Here is a 17487-nt window from a genome sequence, read left to right on the forward strand (position 1 = left end):
GTGCGGATGCCGGTGCGCCGGCGTGTCGGGCCGGATCGGCCCGACATCCGGTAATCGGCCCGACAAACTGCCCGCCACCTGCCGGCATCCGTTCATCGAATGAGCATCCGCTTGTCGAAGCACGGTGCAGGACTGTTCCGTCTCGTCACCACCCCTCTCCAGGGCGGCACTGCAGATGATCGACGCGACTCAGCGGGTCGTCCCCCGCGGGACCAGGCGCGAAGGAGCCCAGATGTCCTCCGCCGGTTCCTGAGAGCCCTCGATGCGGGCGATCAAGCGATCGAGAGCGGTCTTCGCGATCCACTCGATCCGCGAGTCCATCGAGGTCAGCGCGGGCGACAGATAGGCCGCCTCCTCGATGTTGTCGAACCCGATCACCTGGATGTCCTCCGGGACCCGATGCCCGTGCTCCCTCAGCGCCCAGATCGCGCCGATCGCAAGACCGTCGTTGAGGCAGAGCAGACCGTCGAACTCGCGGCCTCTGGCCAACAGCTCCTCCGCGCCACGGAAACCGGCGCCGATCGTCCAGTCATAGCCGGTCACTGCGATCAGCGCTGGGTCCAGCGGCGCACCCTGCTCCTGGCAGGCCTGCACGATGCCGCGCAAGCGCTGCTCCGCGTTCCCCTCCGTCGCGTTCAAGATCCGGGACTCGTCGAATGCGCTGTGGGCGCCGACGACCGCGATCCGCGTGCTGCCGCGTGAGAAGAGGTAAGCCGTTGCGGCACGAGCGTCCTCGACGTCGTCGGTCGTGACCCGGTCGACCGCGCCGCCGGTGAGCCGCGACCCCAGGGCCACCACCGGGAAGCTCACGCGGAGATCGTCTGCGTCGAGATCGCCCTGCTCGGACATCGACAGGAGGAGTCCGTCGCTGAGGTATGGGTTGAAGCTTCGCAGATACTCCCGTGAGCCGTCGGCGCGATCATCGGGGTAGGTCGTCACATAGACCGCGTACCCGCGCGAACGCGCATCCTCGACGAACGCCTCTGCCAGTTCGGCGAGGTACGGCGACTTCAGCGTCGGAACCGCCAGGGAGATCGCGTTCGTCCGCCCGAGTGTCAGGCTTCTCGCGGCGACGTTCACCTTGTAGTCGAGGTCATCGATCGCCGCCAGCACCCGCCGTCGCGTGTCGTCGGACATGCGCCCCGTGCCGTTCACGACGTTCGAAGCCGTCTTCAGCGACACTCCGGCGCGTTCGGCGACGGCGTGCAGGGTCGCTCTCCCCCGCGCCTCACGCACAAGCACTCCTCCGACCGATCCGACCCGCCATCACTCCCACACTATCCCCCGCGATGACCCGGATCCCTCGGTGCGAGCCGGTGCACCGGTTCCGCCCGCCGAGCACGGGTCTCCTGCCGCGTCCGCTCCGCGCCGCGCGCACAGGGCAGTCCGCAGCTCACTTGATGGCTCCGGTGATCCCCGCGGCGAAGGAGCGCTGGAGGACGAGGAAGATGATCATGGTGGGCAACGAGGCGAGGAGCACTGCCAGCATCAGCACGCCGTAGTCGGTCACGTATCCCGCGCTCAGGTTCGCGATGAGCATCGGCATCGTCTGCACCCGGTTGTCGACGAGGATCACGCGAGGCCAGAGGAAGTTGTTCCAGGCGGTCATGAAGGTGATCACCGCGGCAGCGGCGTACGTGGACCGCATGGTCGGGATGTAGATCCGCGCGAAGATCCCGAGCTCGCCGACGCCGTCGATGCGAGCCGCCTCGATGATCTCATGAGGGAACGACCGGGATGCCTGGCGGAACAGCAGGATCAGGAACGGCGTCGAGATCGCCGGGATGATGACCGCGATGATCGAGTTCACCAGCCCCGCCTCGGCGAACAGCGTGAACAGCGGGATCATCGTGGCTGCGAAGGGGATCATCATCGCCAGCAGCAGCACGGCCATGACCGCATCCTTGGCACGGGAGTGGAAGACCTCGAAGCCGTACCCTGCGATCGAGCAGACCGCCAGCGCGACGACGGTGGTGCCGATGGCCACGGCGAAGGAGTTCCACAACGCGGAGCCGAGGTCTTGCGACTCGATGAGCTTCGTGAAGTTGTTCAGCAGCTCGCCCCCAGGCAGCAGCCGGGAATCGAGCACGTCGGCACTCGAGTTCGTCGCCGAGACGACCATGAAGTACAGCGGGAACACCGAGAACACGGCGAACAGGCCCAGAGTCGCATAGCCGGGCAGCTGTCGGAGTCGCTCAGTCACGCTTATCGCCTACTTTCATCTGGAAGAATGCGAGGGCGGCCACGAGGACGAGGATCACGAACGAGATCGCTGCGGCGTAGCCGAAGTTGGGGTTCTTGAGGAAAGAGACCTCATACAGGTAGTGCGACATGCTCATCGTGGTGTACGCAGGACCGCCGTGCGTCAACGACCACGACTCGTCGAACAGCTGGAGCGTGCCGTTGGTCGACATGATCGCGGTGAGCAGGATCATCGGCTTCAGCTGCGGCACGGTGACGTTCCAGAAGACCTGCCACGAGTTGGCACCGTCCATGCGGGCGGCTTCGATCGACGAGTAGTCGATGTTCTGCAATGCGGCGAGGTAGAAGACCATGTTGAACCCGGTCCAGCGCCACAGCAGACCGAGGATGAGCACGAAGCGTGCGGTATCCGGCGTGCCAAGCCAGTTCACCGCGGTGCCGCCCAGCCCGACAATCACGTCGTTGACGAAGCCTTCGTTCGCGAACAGCGTGCGAAAGACGAGGGAGTACGCCACCAGGGACACCGCGCACGGCAGGAAGATCGCGGTTCGCCAGAGACCTTTCAGGCGCAGGCGCGGGTTGTTCAGCAGATTCGCCAGGACCAGCGCCATCACCAGCATGATCGGCACCTGGATGATCAGGTAGATGAAGGTGTTCTGCAGCGCCAGCTTGAAGATCTCGTCGTGCAGCAGGCGCTCGTAGTTGTACCAGAGCGGATCAGCGAAGCTGAAGTTCGTGCCGCGGCCGGTCTGGAACGACAGCAGCAGCGCCTGGAGCATCGGCAGGAAGCTCATCACCAGAAGCAGCAGCGCCGCCGGCAGCAGGAAGCCCCAGCCGGTGAGGCTGCGTCGCCGCTCCCCGGAGAGCCAGGGTCTGCGCCGCTCGACGAATCCGTCCGTCTCCGGTTGGGCGTCGGATCGCCGCTTTCTCATGCGTGCGCGATGAGGGGAGGTCGTCGTCAACGTCGGGTCTCGCCTTCTTGGTCGTCTGCAGGGAGCGGGCGTCCGGCCTGGGAGGATGAGTCCTCCCAGGCCGGATCGCGCTTACTTCATCGCGAACTCGACGTTCGCCTGCGCTTCTTCGAGCGCCGTGGCCGGGTCCGCGCCGCTGAGGATCTGGGTGATCGCAGCGCTGACGGCGTCGCGGCCCTCGTAGTAGTAGACGCCCGTGTTGTTGCTGGGCACCTCAGCGCCGAAGGTCACGACGTCGGCGAAGATCGCCTGGCCGCCGAAGAACTCGCTGGGCTGCGAGTAGACGTCGCTATCGCCCGCAGGCACCCAGTTCGCCACGGCTCCGGTGGAGGGCAGGATCTCGTCGTAGAGCTCCTTCGAGCCCGCGAAGGTCGACGCGAGGAAGTCGGTGGCGAGGTCGACGTCAGCCTCTGCGCTGATCCCCCATGACGATCCGCCGTTGGCCGAGTAGTTGGTCGCACCGGAGACTCCCGCGAGCTTGGGGAGGTTCGTGACGGCCCACGAGCCGCTCTGGTCCTCTGCGCTCTGGATCGAGCCGACGATCCACACTCCGTTGATGGTGCCTGCCACGTCGCCGTTCACGAACGAGCCGATGTACTCGTCCCAGGAGTTCACCTCCACGAAGATCCCGGCTTCGACCAGCTGCGCGTAGACGTCGATGGCCTCGAGCAGGGCGTCGTTGTCGGTGATGGTCGGGTTGCCGTCGGCGTCGAACAGGCTGGCGCCGGCGGACTGCAGGATCATCATGATCATGTCGGAGGAACCGGCCTGACCCGACAGCAGGGCGTGACCGGTCTTGGCGAGCACGTCGGAGCCCTTCTCGATGAACTCCGGCCACGTGATGTCGGTGAAGTCGTCGATGGTGTAGCCGGCCTGCTCGAGCACATCGGTGCGCAGCGCCGTGATCGCGGTGCCGGAGTCGAACGGGACGCCGTAGTGCACGCCGTCGACGCTCGAGTAGTCGACGACGGACTCCGGGAACTCGCTGAAGTCCACCGCGTCGGACGAGATCTCGCTGAACAGATCGGGGTAGTTGATGACGTTCTTCTGGAACGCGTTGCTCTGCATGAGGAAGATGTCCGGGAGCTGATCGAGCTGACGCGACTGCGCCAGCGTCGTGAGCTTCGTCTGCAGGTCCTCCCACGGCGTCTCGACGATGTCGAGCTCGAAGTCGTGGTGGTCCTCCTGGTAGATCTTCTCCGCAGCCTCGAGAGCGGCGATGTTGAACGCCGGATCCCAGGCCCAGACGGTGAGCGTCTGATCGTCGCTGCCTTCTCCGCCGTCGCCTTCGCTGGGGCCGGTGCATCCGCTGAGACCCAGCGTGAGCGGAACGGAGAGGGCCAGCATCAGCGCTGCGCCCTTGGTGATTCGCTTCATTGTGATTCCCTACTCTGGTCGTGTGCTGTGCGCCGACGCGGCGCCACACCACTCGTCGTTGCGAGAGGAACGATCACGATTCGTCATCCCGGGCATTGCGGGAGACGGTCATTGCCACATGATCCTTCGCCTTCGGAGGTGATGTTGGTACAGCGCTGTACCACTGATGGCAAGCATCGATTCGACTCAGCGCAGATCCCCGACGCGTGCGGCGACGAAACCGCTCTCCCCTGTGCGCCTTTCCGCGGTCACCGTGATAATCAGCAGCACGGCGCCCATCACGGCGAGAGTGATCCACCAGGGCATCGACTCGATGCCCCTGCCGATCTGCACCGAGAACACGAACACGTTCTCGATCGGCAGCACGACGAGGCCGATCAGGAAGGGGGCAGCGAGTCGCCCGCGAGAGCCGACGAGGATCGCCACGAGTGCGAGGAGCATCACCAGGATGGCCCGCCAGGTGAGCGGATCGGTGAACGTCGAGACGATCGAGGCGCTCATCATGCTGGCGATGCCGGGGGCGAGCAGCGCCCAGGACCCGCTGAAGCCGGCGGGCCACGCGCCGAGGCGTCCCTGCCGCCCCTCCGCGCTCGCGCCCCTCAGGTGCAGGGCACCGGCGGCGAGCAGGAACGCGCCGAGCGGCAGCGAGAACCACTCGACCCGCAGCTCACGCGGACTCCACGCCACGATCGCGGTGACGAAGGCGATCGCGGACACAAGATCGCACTCGTCGACATCGCCGCAGGCGAGCAGATCCGCAAGTACGGGCAGTCGATCGGCGTTGCCAGCATCCCCATCCGCGCCGGCAGCCACGTCCACACGCACAACGTGCGGATGGACCTCACCGAGCGGCCGCGCGAGCTGGGCGGCGTGCACCACGAGCAAGCTCCCCCGCCCGGCCCCCGCCCCACCTTCCTGGGGTACCGCCGCGCGAACGGCCGGGTCGGCACCCGCAACTACATCGGCATCGTCACCTCCGTCAACTGCTCGGCCAGCACGGCGCGCATGATCGCGGCGCAGTTCCCCCGCAGCGTGCTGGCCGACTACCCGCACATCGACGGCGTCATGGCGCTGACCCATACGTCCGGGTGCGGACTGGTCACACAGTCCGAGGGTGCGCAGACGCTCGAGCGCACCCTGAAGGGCTACGCCGAGCACCCCAACTTCGCCGGCATCCTCGTGCTGGGCCTCGGGTGCGAGATGCTGACCGTGAACTCGCTCGTCTCCTCGCTCGACCTCTCCCCCGACACCGTGCTCGAGCATCTGACGATCCAGGAATCCGGCGGCATCCGCGCGTCCGTGCGCGCCGGCGTCGCGGCGATCACGCGCATGCTCGATCGCTGCGAGGCCGAGCGGGTCGAATGCGACGTGAGCCACCTCGTCCTCGAGCTCAACTGCGGCGGCTCCGACGGCTACTCCGGCATCACGGCGAACCCCGCCCTCGGCTACGCCTCCGACCTGCTCGCCGCCTACGGCGGCACCTCGGTGCTGGCCGAGACGCCGGAGGTGTTCGGCGCCGAGCACCTGCTCACCCGCCGTGCCGTCTCCCCCGAGGTCGCCCTGCAGCTGCTCGACCGCATCGACTGGTGGCAGCGGTATGTGGAGACCGGCGGCGGCACGCTCGACAACAACCCCTCCCCCGGGAACAAGGCGGGCGGGCTCACGACGATCCTGGAGAAGTCGCTGGGCGCCGTCGCGAAGGCCGGGCAATCCGACCTCGCGGCCGTGTACCTGTATGCGCAGCGCATCGACACGCCTGGGCTCGGTTTCATGGACACCCCTGGGTACGACCCGGTCTCGGTCACCGGTCTCATCGCCGGCGGCGCGACGGTCATCTGCTTCACGACCGGGCGCGGCTCCGTTCTCGGCGGAAAGCCGAGCCCGTCGATCAAGCTCGCGACGAACACGGAGCTCTTCAACCGTCAGCGCGAGGACATCGACATCAATTGCGGCGGAATCGTCGGCGGCACGCACTCGATCGAGGATGTCGGCCAGGAGATCTTCGAGCGGATCCTCCGCGTCGCCTCCGGCGAGATGTCGGTGAGCGAGGACCTCGACCTGGGGCAGGACGAGTTCGTGCCGTGGCAGCTCGGGTCGGTGACGTGACGGTCTCGGCGGTGTGACGGTCTCGGCGGCGTCAGAGGGTCTCGGCGGCGTCAGAGGGTCTCGGGGCCGAAAGGAGAGTCCAGCGATTCGGTGAGCTCGGCCAGCATCGCCTCGATCTGCGGCTCGACGTGCTGTGAGATGGCGGCCTGGATCTGCAACCGGTGCCGCAGCAGGAAGCCGCAGATCTCGCGCCCGACCAGGTTCGCGTACTCGTCGGCCAGGGCGACCTCCTGACGCAGCGCCGCCTTCGCCTCGTCGCTCAGCGGCGGCAACGGCGGCAGCTCCTCCGCTGCATCGTCGGCGAGACCCGCGATCGTGAAGAGGAACGGCGCCCCCGGCACGGGATCGGGGTCCAGCGGCAGGCCGTCGAACTCCGGGTCGAGGTTCTCGCTCGGGCGATAGCTGCGCGAGCGGTTGCGGGTCGCCTGCTGATCGAGCTCGCTCTGCAGCATCGGCAGGTTCTTCGCCGTGTACTCGGCGACCGCCGCATCGACGATCGCCTTGATGCGCGTCGACAGGCCGTGCTGGACGCCGTGCGGGGTGTTCGAGGCGATGCCCGCCGCCGACAGGATGGGAGAGCCGAAGCAGCGCCGGCAGGGCGCGAAGCGACCGCGGTGGGTGGCCGGCTCCCAGCGCGGCACCCAACGCAGCCAGGCCTCGACGGCCTGAGCGACCTGCGTCTCCAGAGAGCGCTCCACCCCTCAAGCGTACGGCGCGCCCGGCGCGTCGCCGGCTATTCCGCGTCGTGTTCCTCCCACGGCCACCGCGGATGCTGCGCCCTGGTGCGCCGCAGCGCCACGGCACCCCACGACGCCACGACCGCCGCGAGCACGATCACCGCACTCGCCCCCTTGCGCACGAGATCGCCGACGACGACCGTCGCGATCACCGCGTCGCCCGTGCCGACCGTCACCGCCGCCCACACCGCCGCCAGATGCGCGAGACCGGTCGTCAGCGCGATCGTCACCACCGGCAGGTAGGACGGATGCCGTGCACGCACCACCGCGCGCAGCGACAGGGCGAACACGGCGACCGCGACCAGCATCCCCGCCGCCCCCGGCGCCTGGCCGAGATCGGGCACCGCGATGATGTCGGCATCCGTAGAGAAGCTCAACGCACCGAGCCCGAACACCGCGAGGGCGAAGAAGCCGATCGTGGCCAGCACGAGCGCCAGAGATGCCGAGACCCTCGCAGCCTGAGGCTCGCGGGGGTCCGGCGTGGTCATGTCGTCACTCAGCGGGCGAGGGTCGGCCCCGCGTCGAGGGTGCGCTCGTACTCGCGCTGCGCCTCGGCGTTGATCTCGTTCTTGCGAGCGCCTCTGCGGGCGACCCACGCGCCGAACCAGATGGTGAGCTCGCGTCCGAACACGAAGGCGGCGATCGCGAGCGGCGCCAGCAGCTGGCCGTTCACGAATTCGACGCCTTCGGAGGCGGTGAGGCTCCAGAACGGGGCGGCGAGCAGCTGCCCGAGGATGTGCCCGCCGTAGGCGATGAAGCCGACGAAGATGCCGAGGATCACCCAACGACCCCAAGGTCCGCGGTTGATGACCGCGCCCAGCAGCCAGAACCCGAGGAAGAAGATCACGACAGGGGTCCAGAAGCCGACCGTCGTCAGCGGAGCGAGGGCGGCGTCGGCGATGTTCTCGCCGGTGACGTCGCCGACGAGGGCGCCGAGGCCCAGGATCGTACCGAGGTACAGGATCGCGAACGACAGCGTGGCGAGCAGGCCGATGACGCCTGCGGTGCCGCGGTTGCCGCGGTCGCGGGGCGGCTCGGGGGCCTGCACGAAGATCGGCTGCTGCTGCTGGAGCGGGGCGACCACGGGGGGCGGGGCGAGCACCGGATCGGGGCTCGTCGTCACGGGCTCGACGACCAGGGCGTCGGCCACGGTGGGGTCGGCCACGGTGGCGACGGGCTCGGAGGGGACGATGCGGGTCTCGGTGTCGTCGCCCGCGCTCTCGTGCACCGCGTTCAGCGCGGGCGTCGAGAACGTGCCGGGGTGGTCGCGCTCGGCCGCTTCGAAAGCCGCGAGGTCGGAGTCGACGGCATCCGTCTCCGTGCGCTCGTCGCTGTCGCCGCCGACGGCCGCGCTCGCCGCCGCGGCCGCGTCGAGACCGGCGTTCGCGCTGTCTACGACGTCGTTCACGTCGTGCGGCTGCTCGGACTGCGAAACCTCGGGGTCACTCATGGGGTGCACCTCTCATCGGATGTGATCACTACGAGGCTACCGCCGCGTGTTCGCGCGGCGGCGGAGGCGTGCCGTCGTGTCGGAGAGCGGATGCCGCGTCACTGCCCCATGTTGCGAAGCCCGTCTCCCACGAACTGCGCCATGACCGGCACGAGGGGCAGCGTGAACCACACCAGGGCGGCGATGACGCCCACGCACAGCACCCCGGCGATCCAGCTGATCGCGCGGTTGCGTCCCCCGACCTGTGCGCTCATGCCGCTCACGCTACCCCCCTCGCGTCATCCTCGTCGGAACCACACACCCCCTTCCCCCCATCTCCCCCTCCCCCAACCCTTCGCGCCGAGAAACCGCTTGCCGCCCGAGACACCACGTGTGCAGTGGTGTCTCACGACAGAAGTGGTTTCTCACTTTGTCTACCCAGCCAACTCAGGGCGAGAAACCACTTGCCGCACCAGACACCACTGGAGAGGGGATGTTTCGGGACGGAAGTGGTTTCTCGGCGAGGAGACGGGGGCGGGGGCAGGGGACGGGGGCGGGGGCGGGGGCAGGGGGCGTGGCGGGGGTGGGGGGTCAGCGACGACGCATCCGCCAGAGGAGCCAGAGACCGGATGCCGGAATGAGCAGGAACGCGACGAGGAACAGCACATGGTGCACGCCGAAGGTCGGAACCAGCGGGTTGACCGGATCGGATCCCGCATCGTCACCCATCACACGCGACAGCACGAAGGAGAGCAGAGCCGACAGCGCGATCACGACGAACGGGCCGATGATGGCGACGAGTTTCTCGCCGCGCCTCCACACGGTGCTCAGGAGCACGAGCGCGATGCCGACCACCCAGCCGACGGCCGGCACGACGAAGCCGCCGAAGCCGAGCACGAGCGCCGCCGCGATCGCGAATCCGCGCGACGAGGTCACGGAGGGCTGCGGCACGGCGGCGGCGGATGCCGGAGCGATCGTCGAGACCCGCGCAACGGTGGCGGATGCCGACGCAGAACCGGATACCGGCGCGGAGGCAGCGCCCGGAGCATCCGCAGCCGACCGCCCAGACCCGGACGCTGCGAACGGAACCGTCGGCGCAGGTGTCTGCACGGAATCCGCGACAGGTGCAGCGGGGCCGCCGGGCCCGGCGTCGTCCCCTCCGGCGTCGGCGGCGGCGCGGGCGATCGCCGCGGGGTCTCCGAGTTGCGCTATCCGCGCCGAGACGGCGTCCGCGTCGATGCCGGTGAGTTCTTCGGCGATCCCCGCCCGCAGGTCGCCGGCGACGCCGTAGGGCAGCGCGCCCATCGCGTCGTCGAGCCGTGCGAGGTAGTCCTCGCGCAGACGTGCGGCTTCAGCATCCGTCATGTTCGTCCCTCTCCGATCAGTGCGGTGACCGTGCGCGCGAAAGGCGCCCACTGCGCGCGGAACCGGTCGAGCTGCGCGCGCCCTTCGGCGGTCAGCCGGTAGTACTTACGCACGGGTCCAGAGCCGGACGGCTGGTCGAAGGTCACGACCCAGCCGTTGTCGCGCAGGCGTCCCAGCAGCGGATACAGCGTGCCGATGCTGGCGATGAGGTTCGCTTCGACGAGCGCCTCGGACAGCTCCCACCCGTACTTGGGCTCGTCGGCGAGCAGCCCGAGCACGCAGTACTCGACCACGCCCTTGCGCAACTGCGCGCCGGCATCCGCTGTCATGCATGACAAGGTACCAGCTCGCGCTCGCGCCCGCCACGAGGGTCTGCGTGTCGATGCCGACGGGCTCGACGCTCGCGATGACGCCCTGATGGATCAGCGCTGTCGGTAGACTCTCCGCATGGCTGACAGTTCCTTTGACATCGTCTCGAAAGTCGATCACCAGGAGGCGCAGAACGCTCTCAACCAGGCCCACAAGGAGATCGAGCAGCGCTACGACTTCAAGGGCACCGGTGCGTCTATCGAGTGGAGCGGCGAGCAGGTGCTCATCAAGGCGAACTCAGAAGAGCGCGCCAAGGCCGTCCTCGACGTGTTCCAGTCGAAGCTCATCAAGCGGGGCATCTCGCTGAAGAGTTTGGACTCAGGCGAGCCCTTCGCCAGCGGCAAGGAGTTCCGCATCGTCTCAAGCCTGAAAGACGGAATCTCCTCGGAGAATGCGAAGAAGATTAGCAAGATCATCCGCGATGACGGCCCGAAGGGCGTGAAGAGCCAGATCCAGGGCGACGAGTTGCGCGTGCAGTCCAAGAGCCGCGACGATCTGCAGGCCGTGATCGCTCTCCTCAAGGGCAGCGACCTCGACGTCGACCTGCAGTTCGTCAACTACCGGTAGTTGTTGCACACCCTCCCACACGGTGTCACCAGCGAAGACGGGTCTCGGGACGACTGCACCGCGGTACGCAACTGATGCTCACCGAAGGATCCAGGCCTGGCAAGGGTGAGCTGTATATTCCCACTGGATCGCCGCCGCTCCAATTGCAGTGGAAGCGTTGCCAATCTCGAGACGCTTCCCGCTGACCCGATTGCTGATCGCGAAACCGCCCCCAGGGAAGGGAACGATCACCCATTCGTGATCGAGAGTGCCGTTGTCGCTCCATTGCAGGGTGCGCGCGCCGTTGTCACGTGACTTGCCGGTGACGCCCAGGACGAGACCGCTGTTGCGATTCCGGATCAGCCAATAGCCGTCTGATTGACGCTCGAAGGTCCAACTGTGGTCGGGGGTTCCGTTATCGGTCCATTGCAGCCCGCCCGCTCCGACGTTCTTGCCGCCACCTTCGACGCCGAGGACGAGGCCGCTGCTGCGGTTTGCGACAGTGTAAGTCGCGCCGGAGGTGATGGAGGAGCCAAGGTCGACAGCCCCGTACGTGACAGTGTTGTTCCCGCCGAGGCTCCCCGCGTTCATGACGAATACCGTGCGGCCGTCCGGCATAGCCGTGAGCGATCGTGAGTACCCTGCGCTCACTTGTATCGGCACGCGGGTCCACGTGTTCTTGGCGCCGCCGCTGGTATTGAGGAACAGGTCGGAGGAGCTGCTCGCCGACACGACGATCGTGCCCTGCGGCCCACCCGACGGAATCCAGGTTACGTACGGAGAGCCCGTCGGCACGATGCCGTCGGTCGTGCGCAGCACTTGGGTGCTCTTGTTGCCCCAGCTTTCGATGTCAGTTGAGAATTTGTAGTAGACAGAGAAGTATCCCTCCGCAGCCCCGCCGTTCTCGTAGGTCATCATGTACCGCCCGTCGGGCAGCTTGGTAATGACGGGCATGCCAGGGCGGTCGGAGTAGCGCGAATTGGTGACGTCGTTGACAACCGCTCCCCACGTTGTGAGATCGCTAGTCGTCTGGTGAACGATCTTCTGCCCGTAGGCGGGGTCTCGCTGGTCGGAGTAGAACGCGCTCAGTTTTCCGTTGGCGAAGACGAAGAAGGGTTCCCACACCGGAGTCTCACCGTTGTTCGGCAAGGCGACCCCGCCCCGCGCGATACTGCTGACAAAACTCCAGGTGTACCCGCCGTCCGTGCTGGCGTACACGTCGAGCTTCGTCTCCGAGAGATCGTTCGGGATGGAGTTTCCCGCGGCGATGATCGTGCCGGCAGGATAGTTTCCGATAGCACTCGGCAACTGGAAGAGCTGAGGCTGGTAGCGAAGACCCCATCCATTGACCGTGTCACGCACGCTCGAGATCCGAGTCCACGTGCGGCCCTTGTCGGTGCTGCGGAAAATGGGCAGCACTGGTGTGCCGTTGGTGTACTGCTCGAAGCTGGCGAGCATGGTGCCGTTCTGCAGCGTGATCGCCCGGGGATACAGCACCTTCGGCGTAGGAGCGGCGGCAGGCGGCGTGTACATCGTCGATACGCCGAAGGTCTCGGCGACGGCGGCCGGGGCGCTCATGCCACCGAGCACTACCGCGACTACGGCGACAGCAGATCCGATTCTTGCAATAACCCGGCGCAGCGTGCGGGGCGGCCGGGCGGGCGGGTCAGCAGAAAAGGTCATAATCACTCCATTGTGACTCGAATTTCTACATCGTAGTAGACGACGATGTCGAAGAACGTAGCGCGGATGCCGACTCGGCGTCAATGCCTCGACACGAGGAGCACTGCCGTCTCAGGTTGTCAGAGCGTTGTCCGCGTTGACGGAAGATTCCCGAACCGCCAGCTCGAACGCGGATTGCACATGATGTGGCGCGCAGTCGTCTCCGACGATACGGCGCTCCAGGATCGAGAGCGCAGTTTCGGCGATCTCGACAACGCCGGGGTCCACGGCAGTGAGTGCGGGAAGGCTGTACCGCGATTCCTCGAGGTTGTCGAATCCGACCACGGCAACATCTTCTGGAATCGTGAAGCCGCGTCGCTGTAGCGAACGCATCGCACCGAGGGCGAGCATGTCGTTGAGGCCGAAGACGGCATCGATGAGAACTCCGCTGTCGAGGAGGGCATCCATCGTCGCCGTCCCGTCGCTTCGATGCCAACGCTTGACATAGCCGATGAGGCGCTCGTCGATGTCGACACCAGCCTCGCGATGAGCCTGTCGGTAGCCTTCCAGCCGAAGGCCGGCGGATCCGACGACCTCGTCCTCGTGGGCGCCGATCACTGCGATGCGGCGCCGTCCTTGCGAGAGGAGGTGGTGCGTCATCGCCCTAGCCGCTTCGACATTCGGCATCGTGACGTGGTCGGTCGGCGGGTTGAGAACGTGATCGCCCAACAAAACCGTCGGGACCCTCCCTGCGAGCAGGGGTCCATCCTCATCACACAGTGCGAGGGCGTTCAAGAGCAGTCCGTCGTAGGTTGCCGAGTGCTGTCCGTGCAGAACATCCAACTCACGCTGTCTCTCGCCCTTGGTGAGACTGATGGCGACCGTCAACCCCCGCCGCTCCGCGGCCACCGTGACCGCGTCCGCAAGCTCGGCGAAGTAGGCGTTGCGAAGATCGGGCAGAGCAAGGCCAATGACGCGGCTGCGGCCGGAACGCAGACTGCGCGCTGACTGATTGGGCACGTACGCCAGCCGTTCAACGGCGTCGAGCACTCGCTGCCGAGTGTCGGGCTTCATGAAAGGGTAACCGTTGAGTGCGTTCGATACGGTCTTGGCAGAGACGTTCGCCGCCTTCGCGACGTCTTTCATCGTCACCGCCATCGCGCACTCCATCGGTCGAGTTCCCTATTGACAAGACTGTAGTCGCTCATGCAGACTCGCGTCTACATCGTTATCTTCATCGATGTAGACGCGCTCAGAGCGTCAGTGTCGAAGGCGACCATCCCGTGGGCAGATGCATTCGACGACGCCCGTCCTGCGCAACAGCACCTGACAGCAGTTCGAGAGGAAAACCAGACAATGAAGTCCACAACGATCCGCCGATGCACCGGTGTCGTCCTGAGCCTCGCGGTAGGCGTGAGCATGTTCACAGCCTGTTCCGGCAACACCAGCGGTGGCGACACCAGCGCCGCACCGGAAGGTGGCAGCTGCACCAACACCATTGTCAACGCCGACGCCCCGCAGGTGTCGGTATGGGCCTGGTATCCCGCGTTCGAGGAGGTCGTCGATGAGTTCAACAGCACTCACGACGACGTGCAGGTGTGCTGGACGAACGCAGGCCAGGGGCAGGAGGAGTACACGCGTTTCTCCACTGCAGTCGAAGCCGGCTCCGGTGCCCCGGATGTGGTCATGCTGGAAACCGACCAGATCAACAGCTTCGCGCTACGTGAAGCTCTCGTTGATCTGAACGAGTTCGGCGCTGCCGACGTGAAGGAGAACTACACTGACGGTGCGTGGGCAGACGTCAGCGCCGGTGATGGCGTCTACGCGATTCCGGTCGACGGCGGCCCGATGGGCCTCCTTTACCGCAAGGACATCCTCGACAAGTACGGCATCGCGGTCCCGACCACGTGGGACGAGTTCGCCCTCGCCGCACAGCAGCTGAAGGATGCAGGTGCACCGGGAGTTCTTACGAACTTCCCGACCAACCGCGATGGCGCCGCATTCGTGCAGGCACTGCTGAACCAGGCCGGAGTCGAGCCCTTCGAGTACGACCTCGGCCAGAGCCCGACCGAGCTCGGCGTCGACATCGACAACGCCGCCGAGGTGAAGGTTCTCAGCTACTGGTCCGACCTCGTCTCCAAGGGCCTCGTCGCCAATGACGACGCGTTCACGCCGGACGCCAACACCAAGCTCGTGGACGGCACATACGCAATCTACCTCGCCGCGGCATGGGGTCCCGGTTACCTGCAGGGGCTGCAGGGCGGCTCCAGTGACGCCGAGTGGCGCGCGGCACCGCTTCCCCAGTGGGACGCGGCTGCGCCCAAGCAGGTCAACTGGGGAGGGTCCGCCTTCGCCGTGACCACGCAGGCGCGCGATCAAGCCCTCGCTGCTGAGGTCGCGAAGGGGATCTTTGGCACCGAGGAGGCATGGAAGATCGGCATCGAAAAGGGCGCCCTCTTCCCGCTGTGGAAGCCCATCCTGGAGTCGGACTACTTCACCAACCTGGAGTACCCATTCTTCGGCGGTCAGCAGATCAACAAAGAGGTTTTCCTCGACGCCGCCGCCGGCTACGAGGGCTTCACGTACAGCCCTATCCAGAACTACTTCTACGACCAGCAGAGCACCCAGGCCGCTGCGATGGCGCGCGGTGAGGTCACCCCTGAGGAAGCCGCGACGAACATTCAGGATGCCGTCGCGTCCTACGCCACCGAGCAGGGCTTCGACCTGAAGTAACGGCGGGAGGCGGGTGGGCCGACCTGGTCGCCCACCCGCCTCCGACCCCGAAGGAGTTGTCATGACGAACGTGGGCGTTCCCGCTTCCACGCCAATCGCGCCTGGCCGCACGCCTCGACGATCCAACGCGCATCAGCGCCGCCAGCGATGGGGCTGGGTGTTCACCGCACCGTTCGCGACGGTCTTCGCGCTGATGCTCATCGTGCCCCTCGCGTACGCCTTCTGGCTGAGCCTGCACACGAAAACTCTCGCGTTCGGAACGAAGTTCACTGGCCTCGATAATTACGTCAAGGCGTTCAGCGACCCGGACTTCCTCGACGGAGTCTGGTTGGTAACGCGGTTCTCTCTCGTGCTAATCCCCCTGCAGATGCTCGTCTCACTCGTCGCCGCACTGGTTTTGGACGCCCTGAGCACGCGATTCGCGGCCTTCGCGCGTCTGATGATCTTCGTACCATACGCGATTCCCGTGGTGATCGGGGCGCTCATGTGGGGCTTTCTGTACAGCCCGCAATTCGGGCCCGGCGCACAGATATTCGGGCTGTTCGGCGCCGAGAGTCCGGCCTTCCTCGCACCGGAGAACATCTTCGGCAGCCTGGTCAACATCGTCACTTGGCAGTGGGCCGGGTACTACATGATCATTCTGTTCTCCGCCCTGCGCGGCATCGATCCCACGCTCTACGAGGCGGCTCGTCTTGACGGAGCCAACGCCTGGCAGACGGCGCTGCGCATCAAGATCCCCCTCATCTCCTCATCCCTCGTGGTGATCCTCGTGTTCGCTCTCATTGGGACGCTCCAGTTCTTCACGGAGCCGCAGATTCTTCGCGCCGTGGCGTCCGGAGCCATTCCCGCCAACTACACACCGAATATCTACGCGTATTCGTTGGCGTTCTCGTACTCGCAGTTCAACTACGCCTCGGCGATCTCATTCGCGCTCGGTTTGATCGTGTTCCTGTTCTCGTACGTCTTCCTGTTCCTCACCCGTAAGCGCAACGGAGTCTTCTGATGGCCAGCATGTTCGACAAGGTCCCCGCTGGCAGCCGCGGCAGCTCGTCGGCGGCTCCCGGTCGCACCGCAGCGTCGGTCGCCGACCGCCGCGCTCCCGGTTCGCACCGTTCGTCCGCGACGCTGACGCACCTGTTCCTACTCGCAATGGTCGTCTACTTCGTCACACCGCTGTGGTGGCTCATCATCGCGAGCACGAAATCCGAAGCCGGTCTCTTCGGAGGCACCGGGGGCCCGCTCTGGTTCGACCGGGACTTCGCCCTCTTCGCGAATCTCGCGGAGCTGTTCACGGCCGAGAACGGCCTTTACCTAACGTGGCTGCGCAATTCGTTTCTGTATGCTCTCTCCGGCGGTATCGGCTCAACGATTCTCGCCGTGCTGGCGGGGTACGGACTAGCGATCTATCAGTTCCGCGGGAGCCGGGTCTTCTTCGCCGTTCTCCTCGGCGCCGTCATGGTGCCTCTCACTGCGCTCGTCATCCCCACTTTCGTCTTGCTGAGCGAACTGAATCTGACCAACACCATCTGGGCGGTCATCCTCCCGAGCCTGCTGAACCCGTTTGGGGTGTATCTGATGCGCGTCTACGCGCAGGAGGTTGTTCCCACAGAGCTCCTCGAAGCAGGTCGCATGGATGGGGCCGGTGAGCTCCGCTTGTTCTTCCAAGTGGCGCTGCCGCTGCTTCGCCCGGCGCTCGTGACGGTGCTCCTCTTGTCCGTCGTCGCGACCTGGAACAACTACTTCCTGCCGCTCGTCATGGTCAACGACCCGCAGCTGCTGCCTGTGACGGTGGGTCTCGGCCAATGGCTGAGCATTTCTCGGCAAGGTGCCGCTGAGGCGCAGGTGTGGAACCTCGTCGTCACCGGCGCACTGGTCTCGATCGTGCCGTTGGTGATCTCATTCCTCGCCCTGCAGCGCTACTGGCGCGGCGGCCTCGCGCTGGGGAGCCTCAAGTAGTCTTCAGTGCACCCCGCCCGGTTGTTCGCGCCGG

18 protein-coding genes are annotated in these 17487 nt (G+C 66.1%); 5 read left to right on the plus strand and 13 right to left on the minus strand.

The annotated features are described in order from the left end of the window. Positions 1 to 189: 189 nt before the first annotated feature. The 5 genes from QM568_RS05600 to QM568_RS05620 all read right to left on the minus strand — a co-directional run bounded on the left by QM568_RS05600 (position 190) and on the right by QM568_RS05620 (position 5267). Positions 190 to 1236 (minus strand): LacI family DNA-binding transcriptional regulator, encoded by a 1047-nt coding sequence (locus QM568_RS05600; RefSeq protein ID WP_415136679.1) that lies wholly within the window; start codon positions 1234 to 1236, stop codon positions 190 to 192. Between the two features lie 157 nt (positions 1237 to 1393). Further along, complete coding sequence (locus QM568_RS05605; protein WP_415136681.1) at positions 1394 to 2203, minus strand: carbohydrate ABC transporter permease; 810 nt, start codon at positions 2201 to 2203, stop codon at positions 1394 to 1396. After that, positions 2196 to 3134, minus strand: coding sequence for a carbohydrate ABC transporter permease (locus QM568_RS05610; protein WP_415136683.1), 939 nt, complete (start codon positions 3132 to 3134; stop codon positions 2196 to 2198). Before QM568_RS05610 ends, QM568_RS05605 begins: the two co-directional genes overlap by 8 nt. A 111-nt stretch (positions 3135 to 3245) precedes the next feature. After that, complete coding sequence (locus tag QM568_RS05615; RefSeq protein WP_415136685.1) at positions 3246 to 4550, minus strand: ABC transporter substrate-binding protein; 1305 nt, start codon at positions 4548 to 4550, stop codon at positions 3246 to 3248. A gap of 186 nt (positions 4551 to 4736) precedes the next feature. Then, on the minus strand, positions 4737 to 5267 hold the full coding sequence (locus tag QM568_RS05620; protein WP_415136687.1) for an SCO7613 C-terminal domain-containing membrane protein: 531 nt from the start codon (positions 5265 to 5267) through the stop codon (positions 4737 to 4739). Between QM568_RS05620 and QM568_RS05625 the strand changes: the two genes are divergently transcribed. Then, positions 5154 to 6656 (plus strand): UxaA family hydrolase, encoded by a 1503-nt coding sequence (locus QM568_RS05625; protein WP_415136689.1) that lies wholly within the window; start codon positions 5154 to 5156, stop codon positions 6654 to 6656. The genes QM568_RS05620 and QM568_RS05625 overlap by 114 nt on opposite strands. 50 nt (positions 6657 to 6706) lie before the next feature. Here QM568_RS05625 and QM568_RS05630 read toward each other — a convergent pair whose 3' ends face one another. From QM568_RS05630 to QM568_RS05655, 6 genes are all read right to left on the minus strand, one after another. Beyond that, the gene (locus tag QM568_RS05630) at positions 6707 to 7354 is read right to left on the minus strand and encodes a spermidine/putrescine ABC transporter substrate-binding protein (RefSeq protein ID WP_415136691.1); all 648 of its coding nucleotides are present in this window, start codon (positions 7352 to 7354) and stop codon (positions 6707 to 6709) included. A gap of 35 nt (positions 7355 to 7389) precedes the next feature. Then, the gene (locus tag QM568_RS05635; protein ID WP_415136693.1) at positions 7390 to 7881 is read right to left on the minus strand and encodes a hypothetical protein; all 492 of its coding nucleotides are present in this window, start codon (positions 7879 to 7881) and stop codon (positions 7390 to 7392) included. Between the two features lie 8 nt (positions 7882 to 7889). After that, positions 7890 to 8843 (minus strand): ABC transporter, encoded by a 954-nt coding sequence (locus QM568_RS05640; RefSeq protein WP_415136695.1) that lies wholly within the window; start codon positions 8841 to 8843, stop codon positions 7890 to 7892. A 98-nt stretch (positions 8844 to 8941) separates the two neighbouring features. Continuing rightward, on the minus strand, positions 8942 to 9097 hold the full coding sequence (locus QM568_RS05645) for a hypothetical protein (protein WP_415136697.1): 156 nt from the start codon (positions 9095 to 9097) through the stop codon (positions 8942 to 8944). Between the two features lie 316 nt (positions 9098 to 9413). Continuing rightward, complete coding sequence (locus QM568_RS05650; RefSeq protein ID WP_415136699.1) at positions 9414 to 10187, minus strand: hypothetical protein; 774 nt, start codon at positions 10185 to 10187, stop codon at positions 9414 to 9416. Further along, the gene (locus QM568_RS05655) at positions 10184 to 10516 is read right to left on the minus strand and encodes a PadR family transcriptional regulator (protein ID WP_415136701.1); all 333 of its coding nucleotides are present in this window, start codon (positions 10514 to 10516) and stop codon (positions 10184 to 10186) included. The genes QM568_RS05650 and QM568_RS05655 overlap by 4 nt, the downstream gene beginning before the upstream one ends. Positions 10517 to 10634: 118 nt before the next feature. Between QM568_RS05655 and QM568_RS05660 the strand changes: the two genes are divergently transcribed. Continuing rightward, positions 10635 to 11123, plus strand: a complete 489-nt coding sequence (locus QM568_RS05660; RefSeq protein WP_415136703.1) for a YajQ family cyclic di-GMP-binding protein — start codon at positions 10635 to 10637, stop codon at positions 11121 to 11123. Between the two features lie 78 nt (positions 11124 to 11201). Here QM568_RS05660 and QM568_RS05665 read toward each other — a convergent pair whose 3' ends face one another. Together QM568_RS05665 and QM568_RS05670 are read right to left on the minus strand one after the other, a co-directional pair. Beyond that, on the minus strand, positions 11202 to 12785 hold the full coding sequence (locus QM568_RS05665) for an RICIN domain-containing protein (protein ID WP_415136705.1): 1584 nt from the start codon (positions 12783 to 12785) through the stop codon (positions 11202 to 11204). Between the two features lie 111 nt (positions 12786 to 12896). After that, the gene (locus QM568_RS05670; RefSeq protein WP_415136707.1) at positions 12897 to 13922 is read right to left on the minus strand and encodes a LacI family DNA-binding transcriptional regulator; all 1026 of its coding nucleotides are present in this window, start codon (positions 13920 to 13922) and stop codon (positions 12897 to 12899) included. 261 nt (positions 13923 to 14183) lie between these two features. Between QM568_RS05670 and QM568_RS05675 the strand changes: the two genes are divergently transcribed. From QM568_RS05675 to QM568_RS05685, 3 genes are all read left to right on the plus strand, one after another. Further along, positions 14184 to 15497, plus strand: coding sequence for an ABC transporter substrate-binding protein (locus QM568_RS05675; RefSeq protein WP_415136709.1), 1314 nt, complete (start codon positions 14184 to 14186; stop codon positions 15495 to 15497). A gap of 61 nt (positions 15498 to 15558) precedes the next feature. Next, complete coding sequence (locus QM568_RS05680) at positions 15559 to 16500, plus strand: carbohydrate ABC transporter permease (protein ID WP_415136711.1); 942 nt, start codon at positions 15559 to 15561, stop codon at positions 16498 to 16500. After that, complete coding sequence (locus QM568_RS05685; RefSeq protein WP_415136713.1) at positions 16500 to 17453, plus strand: carbohydrate ABC transporter permease; 954 nt, start codon at positions 16500 to 16502, stop codon at positions 17451 to 17453. The genes QM568_RS05680 and QM568_RS05685 overlap by 1 nt, the downstream gene beginning before the upstream one ends. Positions 17454 to 17487 lie beyond the last annotated feature (34 nt).

The organism is Microbacterium sp., assembly GCF_047607465.1.
GTDB lineage: Bacteria > Actinomycetota > Actinomycetes > Actinomycetales > Microbacteriaceae > Microbacterium.

Excerpts from the sequence above, each read along its gene's own strand:
- QM568_RS05680 (WP_415136711.1), top strand. The coding sequence starts at position 15,559 with ATGACGAACGTGGGCGTTCCCGCTTCCACGCCAATCGCGCCTGGCCGC.
- QM568_RS05660 (WP_415136703.1), top strand. The coding sequence starts at position 10,635 with ATGGCTGACAGTTCCTTTGACATCGTCTCGAAAGTCGATCACCAGGAG.
- QM568_RS05635 (WP_415136693.1), bottom strand. The coding sequence starts at position 7,881 with ATGACCACGCCGGACCCCCGCGAGCCTCAGGCTGCGAGGGTCTCGGCA.
- QM568_RS05640 (WP_415136695.1), bottom strand. The coding sequence starts at position 8,843 with ATGAGTGACCCCGAGGTTTCGCAGTCCGAGCAGCCGCACGACGTGAAC.
- QM568_RS05685 (WP_415136713.1), top strand. The coding sequence starts at position 16,500 with ATGGCCAGCATGTTCGACAAGGTCCCCGCTGGCAGCCGCGGCAGCTCG.
- QM568_RS05650 (WP_415136699.1), bottom strand. The coding sequence starts at position 10,187 with ATGACGGATGCTGAAGCCGCACGTCTGCGCGAGGACTACCTCGCACGG.
- QM568_RS05675 (WP_415136709.1), top strand. The coding sequence starts at position 14,184 with ATGTTCACAGCCTGTTCCGGCAACACCAGCGGTGGCGACACCAGCGCC.
- QM568_RS05665 (WP_415136705.1), bottom strand. The coding sequence starts at position 12,785 with ATGACCTTTTCTGCTGACCCGCCCGCCCGGCCGCCCCGCACGCTGCGC.
- QM568_RS05670 (WP_415136707.1), bottom strand. The coding sequence starts at position 13,922 with ATGGCGGTGACGATGAAAGACGTCGCGAAGGCGGCGAACGTCTCTGCC.
- QM568_RS05610 (WP_415136683.1), bottom strand. The coding sequence starts at position 3,134 with ATGAGAAAGCGGCGATCCGACGCCCAACCGGAGACGGACGGATTCGTC.
- QM568_RS05615 (WP_415136685.1), bottom strand. The coding sequence starts at position 4,550 with ATGAAGCGAATCACCAAGGGCGCAGCGCTGATGCTGGCCCTCTCCGTT.
- QM568_RS05645 (WP_415136697.1), bottom strand. The coding sequence starts at position 9,097 with ATGAGCGCACAGGTCGGGGGACGCAACCGCGCGATCAGCTGGATCGCC.
- QM568_RS05655 (WP_415136701.1), bottom strand. The coding sequence starts at position 10,516 with ATGACAGCGGATGCCGGCGCGCAGTTGCGCAAGGGCGTGGTCGAGTAC.